We start from the raw sequence: 16,755 nt of genomic DNA on the forward strand, positions 1-16,755 counted from the left end.
CTTACTTCTTGTTTAATAAACCTTTGTTCCAGGGATTTTGGTGGATAAACTTTTTACTATCCATAAACCATATCCAAAATATCGTAACTACAACACCTAATACCGAGCCGGCGGTTACATCCTCAAAAAAATGCTCGCTTAGGTACATGCGCGAGTAACCAATACACACGGCTGCCAGTAAAAATAGTAAACCCCAATTTTTATTTTTAGCCAGGTAAGTGAGCACCACCGCGGCAGAAAAAGCGGTTACTGTATGGCCCGAAGGAAAGCTATTGTAACTAAAAATCTCCACACCCTTTACAAAATAAATTTTATCCAGTTGGTCCGCAAAGTATAGTTTGGGGCGTGGCGCATTAATAAAGTGTTTAATAATCTGTGCAACTATGGCGGTAACGCCATAGCTGGTAGCTAATAAAAAAGCATTGCGGTAATTAAATAAGGCAATTATAGCCGACAAGATTACTACGGTTAGCCCAGCGCCTGTTGCAGTAACATAAGGGGCAATAAAATCGACAGAAGTATTGTGTATAGTATTAACCGCGAAAAAGATATCCTCGCGGCTGTAAAGCAGTTTAATAATAAAACACCCGCAAATAAGGATAAGGTAAGGGATAAATAAAAACCTTATCCGATATAAAATGTCTGTTACCCTTAAATTCATGATGTCTGTTACCCTTAAATTCATGCTGCAAAGTAAGCATATACTTATTCACTGCAAAAAAATGGTTATGTTTGGTTTTGCTAAAATTAACTGATGTCAAATAGTATATTCCGAAAAAAATCTATTGATAAAATATTAGCGGATGTTGCAAGCGGTTTCAGCGATGGCGAAACGCAGGCAAGTCACCTAAAAAAGGAATTAAACGTTAAGGACCTTACCTTAATGGGCATTGCGGCTGTAGTAGGCGCGGGCATATTCTCCACCATCGGCGAAGCCTCTTTTCATGGCGGGCCGGGTGTTTCATTACTTTTTATAATTACAGCAATTACCTGCGGTTTTTCGGCATTGTGTTATGCCGAGTTTGCCTCACGTATTCCGGTTTCGGGTAGTGCCTACACTTATGCTTATGCCTCATTTGGCGAGTTGATAGCCTGGATAATAGGCTGGGATCTGTTAATGGAATATGCTATTGGCAATATAGCTGTAGCTATATCATGGAGTGGGTATTTTGTAAATCTGCTGGAAGGATTTAGTATTCATATACCTGATTATTTAACCATGGATTATTTCTCGGCATTTCGTGCGCATGAAAAAATACAGGCACTTACCGCCAGCGGTGGGGTAGCTGATATAACCGCCCGTATGCAGACTGAGGCCATGGCATGGAACACGGCACCAAGCATAGGTGGTATAAAACTAATAGCCAATATTCCGGCGTTGCTAATTGTTGTAATTATTACCTGGCTGGTTTATATCGGCATACGCGAAACCAAAAAAGCTACCAATGCCATGGTTTATTTAAAAATAGCTATTGTATTGGCCGTAATATTAATAGGTTTTTTTTACATAACACCTGCCAACTGGCACCCGTTTTTACCTAATGGTTTTGGTGGCATGATGAAAGGGGTATCTGGTGTGTTTTTCGCTTATATAGGGTTTGATGCCATATCCACCACTGCCGAGGAATGTAAAAATCCACAACGTGACCTGCCACGCGGAATGATCTACTCGCTGATAATTTGTACGGTGTTATATATTTTGATCGCGCTGGTACTTACGGGTATGGTAAGTTATAAGGACCTGCGCGTAGGCGATCCATTAGCATTTGTATTTAAGCAGGTTGGGTTAAATAATATCAGTTATGTGATATCCGTAAGTGCGGTTATTGCAACAGCGAGTGTATTGTTGATATTTCAATTAGGTCAACCTCGTATATGGATGAGTATGAGTCGCGATGGTTTATTGCCAAAAGCATTTTCGCGTATCCATCCTAAATATAATACGCCATCATTCTCCACCATTATTACAGGCATTGTAGTAGCTGTACCGGCCCTGTTTATGAACCTTACCGAAGTTACCGACCTGACCAGTATAGGAACCTTGTTTGCATTTGTATTGGTTTGCGGTGGTGTTTTATTATTACCACGTGAAGGAGCTAAAAAGGGCAAGTTTCAGATACCTTACATTAATTCAAAATGGATAGTGCCGGTATTATTTATAATGGGAATGGTATTTTTCTGGCAACCTATTGTTGAGCTTTTTTCTGTAGATAACGCACATGAGAATTTTCCGCTATTTCTTTTCATTATCCTATCATTCGCATTAACTGTATTGGCATTTATAAAAGACTTATCGCTTATACCGGTACTGGGCTTACTAAGTTGTTTTTATTTAATGACCCAATTGGGATATACCAATTGGCTGCGCTTTTTGGTATGGTTAGCAATAGGGCTGGTTATTTACTTTAGTTACAGTTATAAGAATAGTAAGTTAGGGAGAGGGTAGATGTGCAGATATGCAAATAAGTAGATGTGCAGATGCCTATCGATTTGTTATATATCAATACATCAAAAAAATCATCTGCACATCTGCATATCCGCATATTTGCACATTTAAAGTATCTTTGCCGCCATATGAATTATATTGACCTAATTGGTTATTTGGCAGCGTTTGGAACTACTTTATCCTTTTTACCGCAGGCAATTAAAACCATCCAAACCAAAAACACGTCCGGTATTTCTTTATACATGTATGCCTTGTTTACCGGCGGAACATTGTTGTGGTTAATTTATGGTGTACTGAGTGGTGCTTTACCTGTTGCTATATGCAACGCGGTCACGTTTGTATTTGCCAGTATAATTTTGGCTTATAAAATCAAGTATAAATAAAAAGAGACGCATTTGCGTCTCTTCAATATTTTAAACGGGTTGGGTATTGGTTACCCGTGTTAGCTCTACCGATTCGGGGGTGACTAACATTAACGGAACGGTCTCTACTGTAACAAAGCTTAAGTCCAGCCCAAAGCCGCGCTCTTCTGATAAACTTACCTTTTTAAGCTGGGCGTAATAATCCATGATAAATCTTTCGTAAAAAGACAGGTCATGTGAGCGCGACAATATCTTTTCTATTACCACAAACCTAAAGTCGCCTACAATTTTATGTTTGTTTAATGATTTATATTGACTGGTGATATCAACTTCACCATTTTTAACCAGGTCCTCCACTACTTTTCTAAACAACAGGTTTATTTTTTGCTCAACCCTAAAGCCTAATTTAAAGTCAATGCGTATAAGTTTACCCGGCACCAAAAAATTAACTTCGTACTCTTTAGTGTAAGGCTCATCCACTACGTCAACGTGTACCAACCAATAAACGTCTGCACGTTTAGGCTGCTTTTGCAGTATCGAGTATATGATCTTGGCTTCAATTTCCGAATCAAAATTGGCGCTGGTTAAGTACACCAGTTGCGATGCGTATTTGGGTACCGTTTCGTCTTCGCTTAACTCGGTTAACAACCTGTAATAGTCTTCAATCTCAATAAATTTAACATAACGATTGCGAATACGGCGTGCAGTATGCCATGCCCACATAATACTGAATAAACAAAATCCAATGGTTAATGTAAACCAGCCGCCATCCATAAATTTGTTAAGATTACTCACTAAGAAAATACCTTCAATCAACAGATATACTCCTAAAAATATACCAACAAGGTAATTGGGCACTTTTTTCTTTTTCAAAAATTTGGATACCAAAATAGTGGTCATTAACATGGCTACCGTAATGCTTAGGCCATAAGCCGCTTCCATAGCTTCTGAGCGTTGAAACAGTAATACCACACCAATACATCCTATGCATAACAACCAATTTATACTTGGTACATACAATTGTCCTTTTTGCTCGCTCGGGTAATTTATTTTAACCTTTGGCCATAAGTTAAGCCTTACTGCTTCTGAAATTAGCGTAAATGAACCCGAAATTAATGCCTGGCTGGCAATAACTGCAGCCATAGTAGCAATGGCAATACCAAATATAAGGAACCATTGAGGCATAATTTTATAAAAAGGATTATGCAGGTCTAAATCGAGCATTTGTCCGTTACGTTGCAATAACCAAACCGCCTGACCCAGGTAATTTAAAATAAGGCATGTTTTAACGTATACCCAACTCGTCTGAATATTTGACCGACCACAATGCCCCAGATCGGAGTATAATGCCTCTGCCCCGGTAGTACATAAAAACACCGCACCTAAAATAATAAAGGGTTGATAACTTCCACTTGTTAAAAGAGAAACAGCATAGTATGGGTTAAGTGCTTTTATTATTCCAGGCTCCTGGGCAATGTATGAAATACCCAAAACACCCATCATAGTAAACCATATAAACATCAAGGGCCCAAACGCCTTGCCAACAATTGAGGTCCCAAACTGTTGTATAATAAATAAACCTGCGATAATGGCAATTACAATTGGTACAGTACGAATATGCGGGAACAAAGGCTCTAAACCTTCTATAGCTGATGATATGGTAATAGGTGGTGTAATAATTCCATCTGCCAACAATGCACAACCGCCAACAATAGCCGGTATTACCAACCATTTGGATTTACGACGTACTAACGAAAAAAGAGAAAAAATGCCACCTTCGCCCTTGTTATCAGCACGTAATGTGATCACTACATATTTTAAAGTGGTTTGAAGTGTTAATGTCCAGAAAATGAGCGAGACGCCACCCAAGACTAATAATTCTGAAATTCGATTTTCGCCAACTATGGCTTTAAACACATATAACGGAGAGGTACCAATATCTCCGTAAATAATTCCTAAACTGACCAGGAGCCCAGCGGCCGACAGTTTTTGCAGATCTTTATGATTTGACACAGTCAATAATTAAAAGCACAAAAGTATTAAAATAATTCGTTACAACTTAAACAAACATTATCCGTATACAGAATTGTAAAACAAAGACAAATAACTATTCAAATTGTTAAAAATTGTTAAAACTTTTTATAAAACGCATGGTATTAACAATTGGTGAGTAGTTTATTCATACTTTTGCATATATATAGAAGCATGAGGAGAAAATTTACCTATACTTATTCATTTACCATATTACTTGCGGCGGCAATATGGATGAGTTTTGCTTTTACTCCACATGTACCTATTGCCAAAAGAGATACAACGCCGTCTTATACGATCAAAAAACCTAAAAAGAAGCCTCTCTTAAACCTTTTTAATATTAGTATTAGTCTTCCTTCTTTTATGAAGTCATCATCAAATACCACTCCGCCTATAAAAGTTAATTCGACTATTACAAGGCAGGATGATAAGCTAATACATAATGTTCAGGTATATCCTACCCAAATTGTTGATCAGATCACTTTAAAATATAGCATATCGCGTAACTCAAACGTGAGTGTAAAAATGACTGATATATTAGGTAATGAAGTAGCTACTTTATGTTCGGGCAGGTTTGAGCCGGGTGCCCAGAGCTGCAATTATTACCTGAATAATAAAATATCCAAAGGTTTTTACTTTATACGCGTTGCTGCCGGCACCGAATTGGTAATTAGACGCATCTCTATACTTTAATTAGTGATTGATTGAATGAGCAAATAATAGATTATTATTTGCTTTATTTGATGAAATAATAGATTCACTAAATCAATCAGTCATTTCACTAATTAATACAATGAAGATAATTGCCGTTGGCCGTAACTATGCCGAGCATGCCAAAGAGTTAAACAACCCGGTACCTACTACCAACCCGGTAATTTTTATGAAACCGGATACGGCTTTGTTGAAGGACAATAAACCTTTTTATCATCCTGATTTTTCGGAGGATATTCATCATGAATTAGAGATTGTATTGAAAGTTTGTAAAGAAGGTAAACACATCAGCGAAAAATTTGCTGCCAATTATTTTGATGAGATAGCATTAGGGATTGATTTTACCGCACGCGATATACAGCAACGGCACAAGGAAAAAGGCCTGCCCTGGGAGTTGGCCAAAGGGTTTGACGGCTCGGCACCCATAAGTAACTTCTTACTTAAATCAGATTTTGCTGACCTGTATAATTTAAATTTTAAACTGGATGTTAACGGTCAAAGGCGCCAAACCGGTACAACTAAGGACCTGCTTTTTAGCTTTGAATTTATCATTGCATTTGTATCTAAATACATCACCCTAAAAAAAGGCGACTTGATATATACCGGCACCCCTGCAGGTGTTGCCAAAGTAAATGTGGGTGATAGACTGGAAGGCTACCTGGAAGATAAGAAATTATTGGATTTTTACGTTAAATAAAAGTCGGTGTACAATTTGGTGTAGTTTTTGCCTTGTTTGTGCAGAAGATGGGGTGAGTTATTGTCAGCCCTTAATGATAAACTATGATCAAAAAAGCACTATTTATAATTTTATTTACTTTAGGGTCATATTATACTACTTATACTCAAGCCCCTGTACAACCAAGGATTTACCCACAAAAATATTTTCGTTATCCGCTTGATCTGCCACCCAGTACTGCTGGTTCATTTGCTGAATTAAGGTCAAATCATTTTCATGGAGGATTGGATTTTAGAACAAACCAGCGTAAAGGCTACCCGGTACGTGCAGCAGCTGATGGTTATGTGTCAAGAATACGGGTGCAATTTGGCGGTGGCGGAAACATTGTTTATATAGATCATCCTAACGGTTTTACCACCGTTTATATGCATAATGATAGCTTTAATGAAGCTATTACTAAAGCCGTACGCACCTATCAAAATCAACATCAACAATTTGATGTTGATTTTAACTTACCAGCCGGCCAAATTGAAGTTTGCCAGGGCGATGTTATTTCTATATCGGGCAACTCGGGCGCGGTAGAGGGGCCGCATTTGCATTTTGAGATACGTGACACAAAATCTGAAGAAACCATTAACCCGCAATTATTTGGCATAACAGTACCTGATAGAGTTGCACCTTATATTAATGCGATTGGTATTTACCATTTAAATAATGATCCTTTTAGCGAGAAAACACCACACGAGTTTTTATCGGTAACGGGTACCGGCAGTAATTATCGTTTGGCGAGCCCTAAAGTCATCAACTTGAGTGGTAATATTGGCTTTGGTATAACTGCGTACGACAGGAATAGTGCTTCATCAAGCCGCAATGGTATTTATTCGGTCGAACTAAAATTGGATGGTCAGACAATGTATGAGTTTGCGGCAGAGCGGTTTGCTTTTGATCAAACAAAGGCTATAAACGCTTATTTAGATTATCCGTCGCTTTTAACTAATGGCAGATGGATGCAAAAATGCTTCATCATGCCCGGCAATAAATTATCATTATATCCGCAATCAATAAACAGGGGTATAATTAATTTTAATGATAATGAACTGCATGAGGTAGAGTATGTGGTTAAGGATGTAGCAGGCAATACATCATCACTAACCCTAAAAATAAAATCAACACCTGCTGAAGCAGCACCTGCTACAAAAATAACGGGTACATTATTTCATTACGATCAAAAAAGTGAGTTTAGTAATGATAGGGTTAAGGTGAGTATTATGCCCGGTAATTTATATGACGACCTGGATTTTAACTATGCCACTTTACCTATGCGCATCGGGGCGTTTTCGGTAACGCACCATATACACAATAAGTTTACACCCATACATGACATGTATGACCTATGGATAAAGCCCGACCGGGATTTAGGCGAGTTAGCCGACAAGGCGGTTATTGTAAGCACAGCCGGAGCGTATGCCGGTGGTATATTTGAGGATGGGTATATAAAGGCCAAACCAAAAACCTTTGGCGATTTTTATATTAAGCTGGATGATGTGCCGCCGCGTATAGTGCCGGTAAATATTAGCCAGGGTAAAAACATGGGTAAACAGCGCCGTATATCATTACGCATAAGCGATAACTTATCGGGTATAAAAACTTATAGTGGTAAAATTGATGGTGAATGGGTATTGATGGAATGGGATTATAAAACTAAGGTGCTAAGTTATACCTTTGACAGTGGTTTTGATTCAGGTAAGCATAATTTTGAATTAACCGTTACCGATAATAAAAACAACACCGCACAATTTAAAGCAGATTTTTATAGGTGAGTTGATTGAGTGGGTAGTTGATTATGTGAATGGTTATTCTCATTTTCGGAACCCAATCAACCTAATAAACCCAATCAACTAATAACTAACAAATGGCAACACTTAAAGAGGGCGATAAAGCGCCGGATTTTACCGCAAAAGATCAAAATGGCAAAACAGTTTCGTTAAGCGATTTTAAGGGCAAAACTGTTATTTTATATTTTTATCCAAAGGATGATACCCCAGGATGTACTGCCGAGGCTTGTGATTTTAGGGATAATTATCAATCGTTAATAGGTAAGGGTTTTGAGGTTATAGGTGTGAGCACCGATGATGAAAAATCGCATAAAAAATTCCAGACCAAATACAACCTTCCCTTCCCGCTTATTGCTGATGAAAGCAAAGAGATAGTGGAAGCCTATGGCGTTTGGGGCGAAAAAAACATGTATGGTAAGGTATATATGGGCACCATGCGCACAACTTTTATTATTGATGCTAATGGCATCATCAAAAAAATAATTAATAAGGTTGATACCAAGGCATCATCACAGCAGGTGCTTGATATTTTACAATAATTATTACATTAGTAATGTAAATAGCTGTTAAAACAAATAAGTGTTAAATACTATTTATAATATAAAAAATATACATGTCATCAACCGTTGAAGATGCAGAGATACTAAATAAGTTCCAGGACGAAAAAACCCGGAATGAAGCTTTTAATCTGCTGCTTAATAAATATCAGCAAAAAATTTACTGGCACGTGCGCCGTATGGTTATTGACCATGACGATGCTGATGACCTGGTACAGGACGTATTTATAAAAGTTTGGAAAAACCTGCCCGGCTTTAGAAGCGATGCACAGTTATATACCTGGATGTACCGCATTGCCACTAACGAATGCATTACTTTTTTGAATAAGAAAAAGCAAAAAAATAATATTTCGCTGGATGGTATGGATTATGAACTGGCAGACACCTTAAGTTCGTCTGATCATTTCACGGGCGATCAGATACAAAAAAAATTACAGCAAGCCCTATTAACTTTACCAGAAAAGCAAAAGCTGGTATTCAATATGAAATACTATGATGATATGAAATACTATGATGATATGAAATATGAAGAGATATCACAGGTATTGGGAACAAGCGTTGGAGCGTTAAAAGCGTCGTTCCATTTGGCTGTTAAAAAGATAGAAAACTATCTGCTTACAGAAGATTAAAATTATTTTATGAAATTTAAATGAAATTTTAAACCTTTTGTGTTTAATTGTATCTATAACAGTATTATGACAAGCGATATAGGAAATAGAGAGTGGCTAAATGATAGTGAGCCATTAAAAAGGGTTAACCCTAATAACCCTTTTACAGTGCCCGACAGCTATTTTAACGAGCTGAACGAGCGCATTGTGTCCGGTATCCGTTTGAATGATTTGAAGCAAAACTCACAACAAGAATTTACTGTTCCTGAAAATTATTTTAACGAATTAAGCGGCAATATAATGAGCCGTATTAAAATTGATCAGGCTTTAAACCAGTCATTCGGTTTTACCACACCCAATAATTATTTTGAAGATCTAACCGCGCAAATACAAAGCCGTGTTAAAGTTGAGGAAGCTTTAGTGGGTGCGGAGGAAACCATGACCGTACCTGATGGCTATTTTGAACGGTTAAATAAAAATATACTGAACAAAACGGTTAACCAGGATATAATTAAGCGTAAAACAATAGTTAGGCGCATGTTTAACTCGCCTATATTTAAATATGCCACAGCGGCTTGCTTATTGGCAATAGTTGGAGGTGGCGTATTTTTTAAATCATCATCTGATCCGGTAAAAAAACACCGTACGTCATATTTGCACCAGGAGTTATTAAATGTTTCTGAGCAGGAGATGGAAAGTTATTTAAGGCTATATGCTGATGGGAACGAGGCGTTACACATTATTAAGGCTAACGATTTAAGTGTTAATGACGCCCAAATACAAAGTGATTTAAATACATATATAGATACAGAATAATGAAAACCATGAACAAGTTTAGTAAGGCTGTATTTATTATCATTTTTATGGTAGGATTAGCTTATACCAGTTTTGCACAACGCAACAATTTACGCCAGCAAAGTTTTAATAGGTCTGCACCTGCAACAACCCCGGTAAATGACAATGCTGCAAATGCCGATCAAACAGCTAAGCTGCGAAAAATTAAAGAGCAATATTTTGTACGCGAATTGGGTTTATCGTCAAACCAGGCGCAGGCAAATAAATTTTTAAACGTATACCGTTCATGGCAAAATACTATGGCCGAAATACGACGTTTAAAAAGATTAAATAATTCTTCTTCGCAAAGTAATGGCCCCGCTCAGTTAGAAAAGGACCTGGCTTACGACAGGCAACTTATAGATGCTAAAGAACATTTTCAAAATGAGTTTTTAAAAATACTTTCGCCCCAAAAATTAAGTGAGCTTTACAAACTGGAACAGAAATTTAAAGACGAGATATTTAGAAATTTGAACGAACGCGACTAATTAAATACATTACATAAATGTAAAAAAGGCTTATCATATAAAAGTGGTAAGCCTTTTGTATTTTTGGACTATGCTAACCCTACGCCAACTTTTTTTAGCCAATAACGCGCAAACCACTGATTTTCCTTTATTACTGGAGTTTGAACGTGCTGAAGGTGTTTACCTATATGACAAAGACGGCAAACCTTATATCGACCTGATATCGGGCATAGGGGTAAGTAACCTGGGGCATAGCAATGCCTATGTAATTGATGCTATTAAGCAGCAATTAGATAAATATATGCACCTGATGGTTTATGGCGAGTATGTACAAACCCCACAGGTACGTTTTGCCGAAAAGTTAACGTCATTATTACCCGATAACCTACAGTCGGTTTATTTTACCAACTCGGGTGCCGAGGCGGTTGAAGGCGCGCTTAAACTGGCTAAACGCTATACAGGCAGGCAAGAGATCATCGCCTTTAAAAATTCATACCACGGCAGTACACATGGCGCGTTAAGCGTTATGGGTAACGAGGAATATAAGCAAGCTTATCGCCCGTTATTGCCAGGCGTAAAGTTTATCAACTTTAACAATGTCGACGACCTGCAATGTATCACTAACCAAACTGCTTGTGTAATAGTAGAAACTATACAAGGCGAAGCGGGCATACTCGTTCCTGATAAGGTCTATATGCAGGCCCTCCGCCAACGTTGTACCGATACCGGAACATTGTTAATATTGGATGAAATACAGGCCGCGTTTGGACGTACAGGCAAGCTATTTGCTTTTGATCATTTTGACATTGTTCCCGATATTTTACTATTAGCAAAAGCTTTAGGTGGTGGTATGCCTATAGGGGCATTTATAGCATCAAAAAATATTATGGATGTTTTAAAGGAGAACCCAATTTTAGGCCACATCACTACTTTTGGCGGGCACCCCGTATGCTGTGCTGCGGGTTTAGCTGCTTTAGAGGTTTTGCTCAATGATAACCTGGTAGAGCAAGTAAAGGAAAAAGAAATGTTAATGCGCCAATTATTGGTGCATCCCACCATAAAACAAATACGTGGTAAGGGGTTGATGCTGGCAATTGAATTAGAAAATTTTGATCTCAACAAAAAAATAATTGACCGCTGCATAGCCAGCGGTGTTATTACTGACTGGTTTTTACACTGTACCAACTCCATGCGGATTGCCCCTCCACTGATCATCACTCCTGATGAGATTAAAAAAGCCTGTGTAGTGATAATTGAGTCTATTGAATATTATAGCTAATTGCTATATTTATGTAGCCGTATTTCATTGAAATTTCATTTTGGTACGGTTTGTGCCAAATTAAGGTTAAACTGTTAAAAAAGTGCTTTTCCAGCTCATATCCCTAGTTTGTAAGTCCAAACTTGCACTTTTTTTTGGTCACAATTAGCAAAAATACTGTACACAACGTTATGAAAATAGCTTATATATCAACCTATCCGCCCCGCGAATGTGGAATCGCTACGTTCAATCAAAGTTTAGTACGCGCAGTTGCCACTAATTTTCCCGAAAGAGAAAGTTTTTTAAAAGGCGATTTCGTAGTAGCGTTAACTGATTCTGAAAATCTACATGAATATGAGTATCCCGAAGAAGTAAAATATATAGTTCGTCAAAATCATCAAAAAGATTATATACGTGCGGCCAATTACGTAAATACCAGCAGTGCTGATGTTTGTATAATGGAACATGAATTTGGTATTTATGGCGGCGAAAGCGGCATATATATATTGCCTTTTATCAATCGTTTAGAGAAACCCTTAATATCAATTTTACATACCATATTAAAAGAACCCAGCTATGTACAACGCATTATAATAAGGGAGATAGCTGAACAGTCATCAAAAATAATTGTGATGAGTAACCGGGCGGTTGAATTTTTAACCACAATTTATGATATCCCGGCAGAAAAAATACAAATAATTGAACATGGAGTGCCTGACCTGGAAGCACCCGAGATTAACCCTATTAAAAATTTAACACCGTTTAAAAATCATAGGGTGTTATTAACATTTGGTTTAATAAGCCGAAACAAAGGTTTGGAGACTGTAATTAATGCCTTACCAAAGATAGTAGCCAGGCATCCGGATGTGATGTATGTGGTATTGGGTAATACGCATCCGGGAGTGTTAAAAAACTCGGGCGAGGAGTACCGCGACCATTTAAAAACTTTAGCAACACAATTGGGTGTGTCAGAAAATCTGACCTTCATAAACAAATTCGTTTCAGAAGAAGAGTTAATACAATACCTATCAGCTTCTGAAGTTTATGTAACTCCATATTTAAATGAGGCGCAAATAACCAGCGGTACATTATCATATGCCATAGGTGCAGGTTCTGCAGTAGTATCAACTCCTTATTGGCACGCTGTTGAGTTGCTGGATCAAAACAGGGGTAGGTTATTTGATTTTAAAAATTCAGATGCTTTAAGCGACATAATTATTGAATTACTGGATAATGAGAATACTCTGAAGGAATTAAAACAAAATGCTTACGAATACGGCTTGCATACACGATGGCCGGTAATAGGTGCCGAATATATTAAAGTAGCACAAGAGGCTTGCTACGAGCATGATTTTAGGGACAAAATATTAAAAAACAGTATAGTTGACCCCGAGATCATGCCTAAGTTTAGTTTAGCGCATGTAGTGCGTTTAACTGACGATACTGGTATAGTTCAACACGCTAAATACGGAATACCCAACTTAAAGGAAGGTTATTGCTTGGACGATAATGCCCGCGCATTAATTATGGCGCTAATGGCTTACGAGCGTAATAACAGTAAGGAAGCGTATGACCTGTTACCGATATATTTAAGTTACATCCACTATATGCAAACAGAGGATGGTAACTTCCGTAACTTTTTGAGTTTTAATCGTCAGTATTTGGATGAGGTAGGTTCCGAAGATTCATTTGGACGTACCATTTGGTCATTAGGATATTTAATTGCGTGTACATCTCGTAACTCCTACCGCGAATTTGCTACTGAACTATTTCACCGTTCGTTCCCTCATTTTGCTCAACTGCATTACTTACGGGGAATAGGGAACACTATTATTGGTATAAGTTTATACCTGCAGGTATATGCTACGGACGAGGGCATGATGAATGAGTTGGTAAGACTTACAGATATGCTGATGTCATCATACGAGCATACGGCAACAGATGATTGGCAATGGTTTGAAGAAGGTATGACCTACGATAATGCCATACTGCCTTTAGCTTTATTACATTCATGCGAGATAACCGGTAATGATGAGGTTAAAAAAGTGGCTTTAAAAACTATGGCGTTTTTAGATCAACTAACCCTGTCAAACGGGTATTTAAGCCCGATTGGTAATGATGGCTGGTATTATAAAAACGTAGGCAACTTCCCGGTATATGACCAGCAAGCCATTGAAACTATGGCTATGGTATGTATGCATTTTCAGGCTTATAAGATATTCCGCAAACCCGAATATATCGAAAAGATGTTTTTATGTTATCGCTGGTTTTTGGGCGAGAATACTTTGCGTGCGCCATTATATGACCACGAAACCAAAGGCTGCTGCGACGGCTTATTGCCAACGGGCATTAACCGTAACCAGGGTGCCGAAAGTACATTAGCCTACCTGATATCGCACCTAACAGTATTAAAAGCATTTGAGCTGGAATACGAGTATAATCGGTTCTCAAAAAAGTTATCGTCGGCTAAATGAGGGTAGCGGTATTATCACCTGTTGCCTGGCGCACACCGCCCAGGCATTATGGCCCGTGGGAACAAATGGCATCTAACATTGCCGAAGGCCTGGTTAAAAAGGGAGTGGAAATAACCTTATTTGCTACCGGCGATTCTATAACAGCAGGCAAACTGGAATCAGTTTGCGCTATGGGCTACGAGGAGGACCGTGGTCAGGACGCCAAGGTACTGGAGTGCCTGCACATTAGCAACGTGATGGAAAAAGCAGATAACTTTGACATTATCCATAACAATTTTGACTTTTTACCGCTTACCTATTCGGGATTGATAAAGACGCCGATAATAACTACTATACACGGTTTTTCGTCATCCCGCATAATTCCGGTATTTAAAAAGTATAATAGTATTGGCCATTACGTATCTATCAGTAATGCCGACAGGAGCCCCGATCTGGATTATTTAGCCACTGTTTATAATGGCTTAGATACCTCCAACTTTAAATTTAATGAAACACCGGGCGATTACCTGCTATATTTTGGAAGGATACATCCCGACAAAGGTACCGAAGAGGCCATCGCGATAGCCAAAAAAAGTAAGAAGCGTTTATATATAGCGGGTATTGTACAGGATGAAAATTATTTTAAAAGTAAAATTGAACCGCAATTTGATGATCAGGTTCAATACCTTGGCAGTGCAGGCCCTGAAAAAAGGAATGACCTTTTAAGAAATGCATCAGCGTTATTACACCCCATAAATTTTAATGAGCCGTTTGGATTAAGTGTAGCTGAAGCCATGCTTTGCGGTACACCGGTTATTGCTTTTAATCGTGGCTCGATGCCCGAACTAATTAAACATGAAGAAACCGGGTTTTTAGTAAATACGGTTGAGGAAGCGGTGGATGCTGTGAATGCTTTGAACAAAATAAATCGCCGCGAATGCTATACCTGGGCAACTTCGAAATTTTCAAGTGAGAAAATGGTGAGCGACTATTTTGAGTTGTATAAGCAAATCCTCAATAAATAACCATCAGTACGGGTGGTGGTTTTATTACCCTCCCTTCAACTTCGTTAACAGATCTTTCAAATCTATCTCGGCAAACGAGGTTGAATAATCAGATAAGCCGTAAGGAATTATCAGCTTACCATTATTAATGATCGATCCGCAGGAATAAATAACATTTGGTACATAGCCTTCGCGTTCATCGCCGTTTGGTATCAATAAGGGCTCGTTTAAGCGCCCAATTTCAACTGCCGGGTCATCCAGTTTAAGCAAACTTGCACCCAGTACATAACGGCGCATTGGGCCAACTCCGTGTGTAATTACAATCCAGCCATCCTCAGTTTCAATAGGCGAACCACAGTTACCAATTTGAACAAATTCCCAGGTAAATTTTGGCTTTTGTAGCAAAATAGGCTTTTCCCAAATATTTATTTTATCCGAGTACATGATGTAGTTGTTGCAGCCGTCTATACGCGATATCATTACAAACTTGCCATTTATTTTTCGCGGAAACAGGGCCAGGTTTTTATTCTGCGCGCCGTCGCCGTATAAAGGCATTATTTTAAAATTATAAAAATCATTGGTTTGCAATAGTTTTGGCATGATTAGCGACCCATCATAAGCCGTATAAGTGGCGTAATAAACCGAACTGCCATCTTCGTTTTTAAACTGTACAAAACGAGCATCTTCAATGCCCTTACGCTCATATTCTGATATCGGGAATATTACCCTGTCGGATATATCCGTATCCATCGAAAAAACTATTTCATAATACGAATCGGCCAGCCATAATACTTTATCATATTCCAGCTTTTTGATATCGTTTTCCTGCATTTTTTGCGAATCTGATATGATTCGGCGCAGGTTTGAATATTCAAAATGATGGTCCAGTTTTTCTTCCAGCTCTTTTAATACCCCAATATTTATTTGGGTAATGGCGGCTTTATCAAAAAATAACTTTTTGTTGTACACCGCGTTGCGTACAATTTCGGCTTCATCAATATAGTTGCCGGCAGGTAAAACAGTTATGTTATTGTCTTTATCAAATAAAGCCCTGCGGAAGGTGATAGATGATATGTGGCCTTCGCCCACGGCCCTGAAACTCATAATAACCCGTCGCTCGCCTTCATGTAACTCGCTTTGGTCAGGGTCCTGTACTATTGATGGGTTAAAAAATGCGGCAGATTCAATAGAATACTCATGCGTAAAGTACGAGCCAATTAACAATTTTCGGTAAACGGTTAGCGTATCAAAATCAATTTCAAGCTCGGTAAAAAGTGGTTTTAATTTACTGCAATGGCGGTTTAAAACCCGGGTTATATTGCGATGGCGTTTAGAATATTCCTGCAATAAGGGAGAAATGATACCGAAAGCTTCCTCCTCGGTTATACTCATTACTCTTTCAATTACTTCTTTGGCACGATCATTACCGTTAAAAAAGAATCTTGCTATTACTCGTTTCGAATCCGGATTTACTCTTACGGGCTTGCGCTCAACGGCTAGTCTCATACTTATA

General features: G+C 38.4%; 15 protein-coding genes. 12 read left to right on the top strand and 3 right to left on the bottom strand.

Going from position 1 to position 16,755, the window contains the following annotated elements; genetic code table 11:
- Position 1: 1 nt before the first annotated feature.
- Complete coding sequence (locus tag ACYVJ6_RS04030) at positions 2–685, bottom strand: phosphatase PAP2 family protein (protein WP_460692742.1); 684 nt, start codon at positions 683–685, stop codon at positions 2–4.
- Positions 686–754: 69 nt separating this feature from the next.
- Here ACYVJ6_RS04030 and ACYVJ6_RS04035 point away from each other — a divergent pair, with 69 nt between their 5' ends.
- Together ACYVJ6_RS04035 and ACYVJ6_RS04040 are read left to right on the top strand one after the other, a co-directional pair.
- Positions 755–2,446 carry an amino acid permease gene (locus ACYVJ6_RS04035; protein ID WP_460692743.1) on the top strand — a complete coding sequence of 564 codons (1,692 nt, stop codon included), beginning with the start codon at positions 755–757 and terminating at the stop codon, positions 2,444–2,446.
- A gap of 32 nt (positions 2,447–2,478) precedes the next feature.
- Complete coding sequence (locus tag ACYVJ6_RS04040; protein WP_460692744.1) at positions 2,479–2,829, top strand: SemiSWEET family sugar transporter; 351 nt, start codon at positions 2,479–2,481, stop codon at positions 2,827–2,829.
- 30 nt (positions 2,830–2,859) lie between these two features.
- Here the strand turns inward: ACYVJ6_RS04040 and ACYVJ6_RS04045 are convergent, their stop codons facing one another.
- On the bottom strand, positions 2,860–4,821 hold the full coding sequence (locus tag ACYVJ6_RS04045) for a KUP/HAK/KT family potassium transporter (RefSeq protein WP_460692745.1): 1,962 nt from the start codon (positions 4,819–4,821) through the stop codon (positions 2,860–2,862).
- 192 nt (positions 4,822–5,013) lie between these two features.
- On the opposite strand from ACYVJ6_RS04045, the gene ACYVJ6_RS04050 reads away from it, so the two are divergent.
- From ACYVJ6_RS04050 to ACYVJ6_RS04095, 10 genes are all read left to right on the top strand, one after another.
- Positions 5,014–5,532 (top strand): hypothetical protein, encoded by a 519-nt coding sequence (locus ACYVJ6_RS04050; RefSeq protein ID WP_460692746.1) that lies wholly within the window; start codon positions 5,014–5,016, stop codon positions 5,530–5,532.
- Positions 5,533–5,632: 100 nt separating this feature from the next.
- The gene (locus ACYVJ6_RS04055) at positions 5,633–6,247 is read left to right on the top strand and encodes a fumarylacetoacetate hydrolase family protein (RefSeq protein ID WP_460692747.1); all 615 of its coding nucleotides are present in this window, start codon (positions 5,633–5,635) and stop codon (positions 6,245–6,247) included.
- A gap of 83 nt (positions 6,248–6,330) precedes the next feature.
- Positions 6,331–8,046: a M23 family metallopeptidase gene (locus ACYVJ6_RS04060; protein ID WP_460692748.1), complete on the top strand. Its 1,716-nt coding sequence runs from the start codon at positions 6,331–6,333 to the stop codon at positions 8,044–8,046.
- 92 nt (positions 8,047–8,138) lie between these two features.
- Positions 8,139–8,600, top strand: coding sequence for a thioredoxin-dependent thiol peroxidase (gene bcp, locus ACYVJ6_RS04065; protein ID WP_460692749.1), 462 nt, complete (start codon positions 8,139–8,141; stop codon positions 8,598–8,600).
- Between the two features lie 74 nt (positions 8,601–8,674).
- A complete protein-coding gene (locus tag ACYVJ6_RS04070; RefSeq protein ID WP_460692750.1) occupies positions 8,675–9,247 on the top strand; it encodes an RNA polymerase sigma factor in 573 nt (190 codons plus the stop codon).
- A 66-nt stretch (positions 9,248–9,313) separates the two neighbouring features.
- Positions 9,314–10,042 carry a hypothetical protein gene (locus ACYVJ6_RS04075; RefSeq protein ID WP_460692751.1) on the top strand — a complete coding sequence of 243 codons (729 nt, stop codon included), beginning with the start codon at positions 9,314–9,316 and terminating at the stop codon, positions 10,040–10,042.
- Between the two features lie 8 nt (positions 10,043–10,050).
- A complete protein-coding gene (locus ACYVJ6_RS04080) occupies positions 10,051–10,548 on the top strand; it encodes a hypothetical protein (protein ID WP_460692752.1) in 498 nt (165 codons plus the stop codon).
- 70 nt (positions 10,549–10,618) lie between these two features.
- Positions 10,619–11,806 carry an aspartate aminotransferase family protein gene (locus tag ACYVJ6_RS04085; RefSeq protein WP_460692753.1) on the top strand — a complete coding sequence of 396 codons (1,188 nt, stop codon included), beginning with the start codon at positions 10,619–10,621 and terminating at the stop codon, positions 11,804–11,806.
- A gap of 170 nt (positions 11,807–11,976) precedes the next feature.
- A complete protein-coding gene (locus ACYVJ6_RS04090; RefSeq protein ID WP_460692754.1) occupies positions 11,977–14,259 on the top strand; it encodes a glycosyltransferase family 4 protein in 2,283 nt (760 codons plus the stop codon).
- The gene (locus ACYVJ6_RS04095) at positions 14,256–15,263 is read left to right on the top strand and encodes a glycosyltransferase family 4 protein (protein ID WP_460692755.1); all 1,008 of its coding nucleotides are present in this window, start codon (positions 14,256–14,258) and stop codon (positions 15,261–15,263) included. Before ACYVJ6_RS04090 ends, ACYVJ6_RS04095 begins: the two co-directional genes overlap by 4 nt.
- A gap of 24 nt (positions 15,264–15,287) precedes the next feature.
- Here the strand turns inward: ACYVJ6_RS04095 and ACYVJ6_RS04100 are convergent, their stop codons facing one another.
- A complete protein-coding gene (locus tag ACYVJ6_RS04100) occupies positions 15,288–16,748 on the bottom strand; it encodes a glycoside hydrolase family 130 protein (RefSeq protein ID WP_460692756.1) in 1,461 nt (486 codons plus the stop codon).
- Positions 16,749–16,755: the final 7 nt, after the last annotated feature.

This window comes from Mucilaginibacter puniceus (assembly GCF_054783175.1).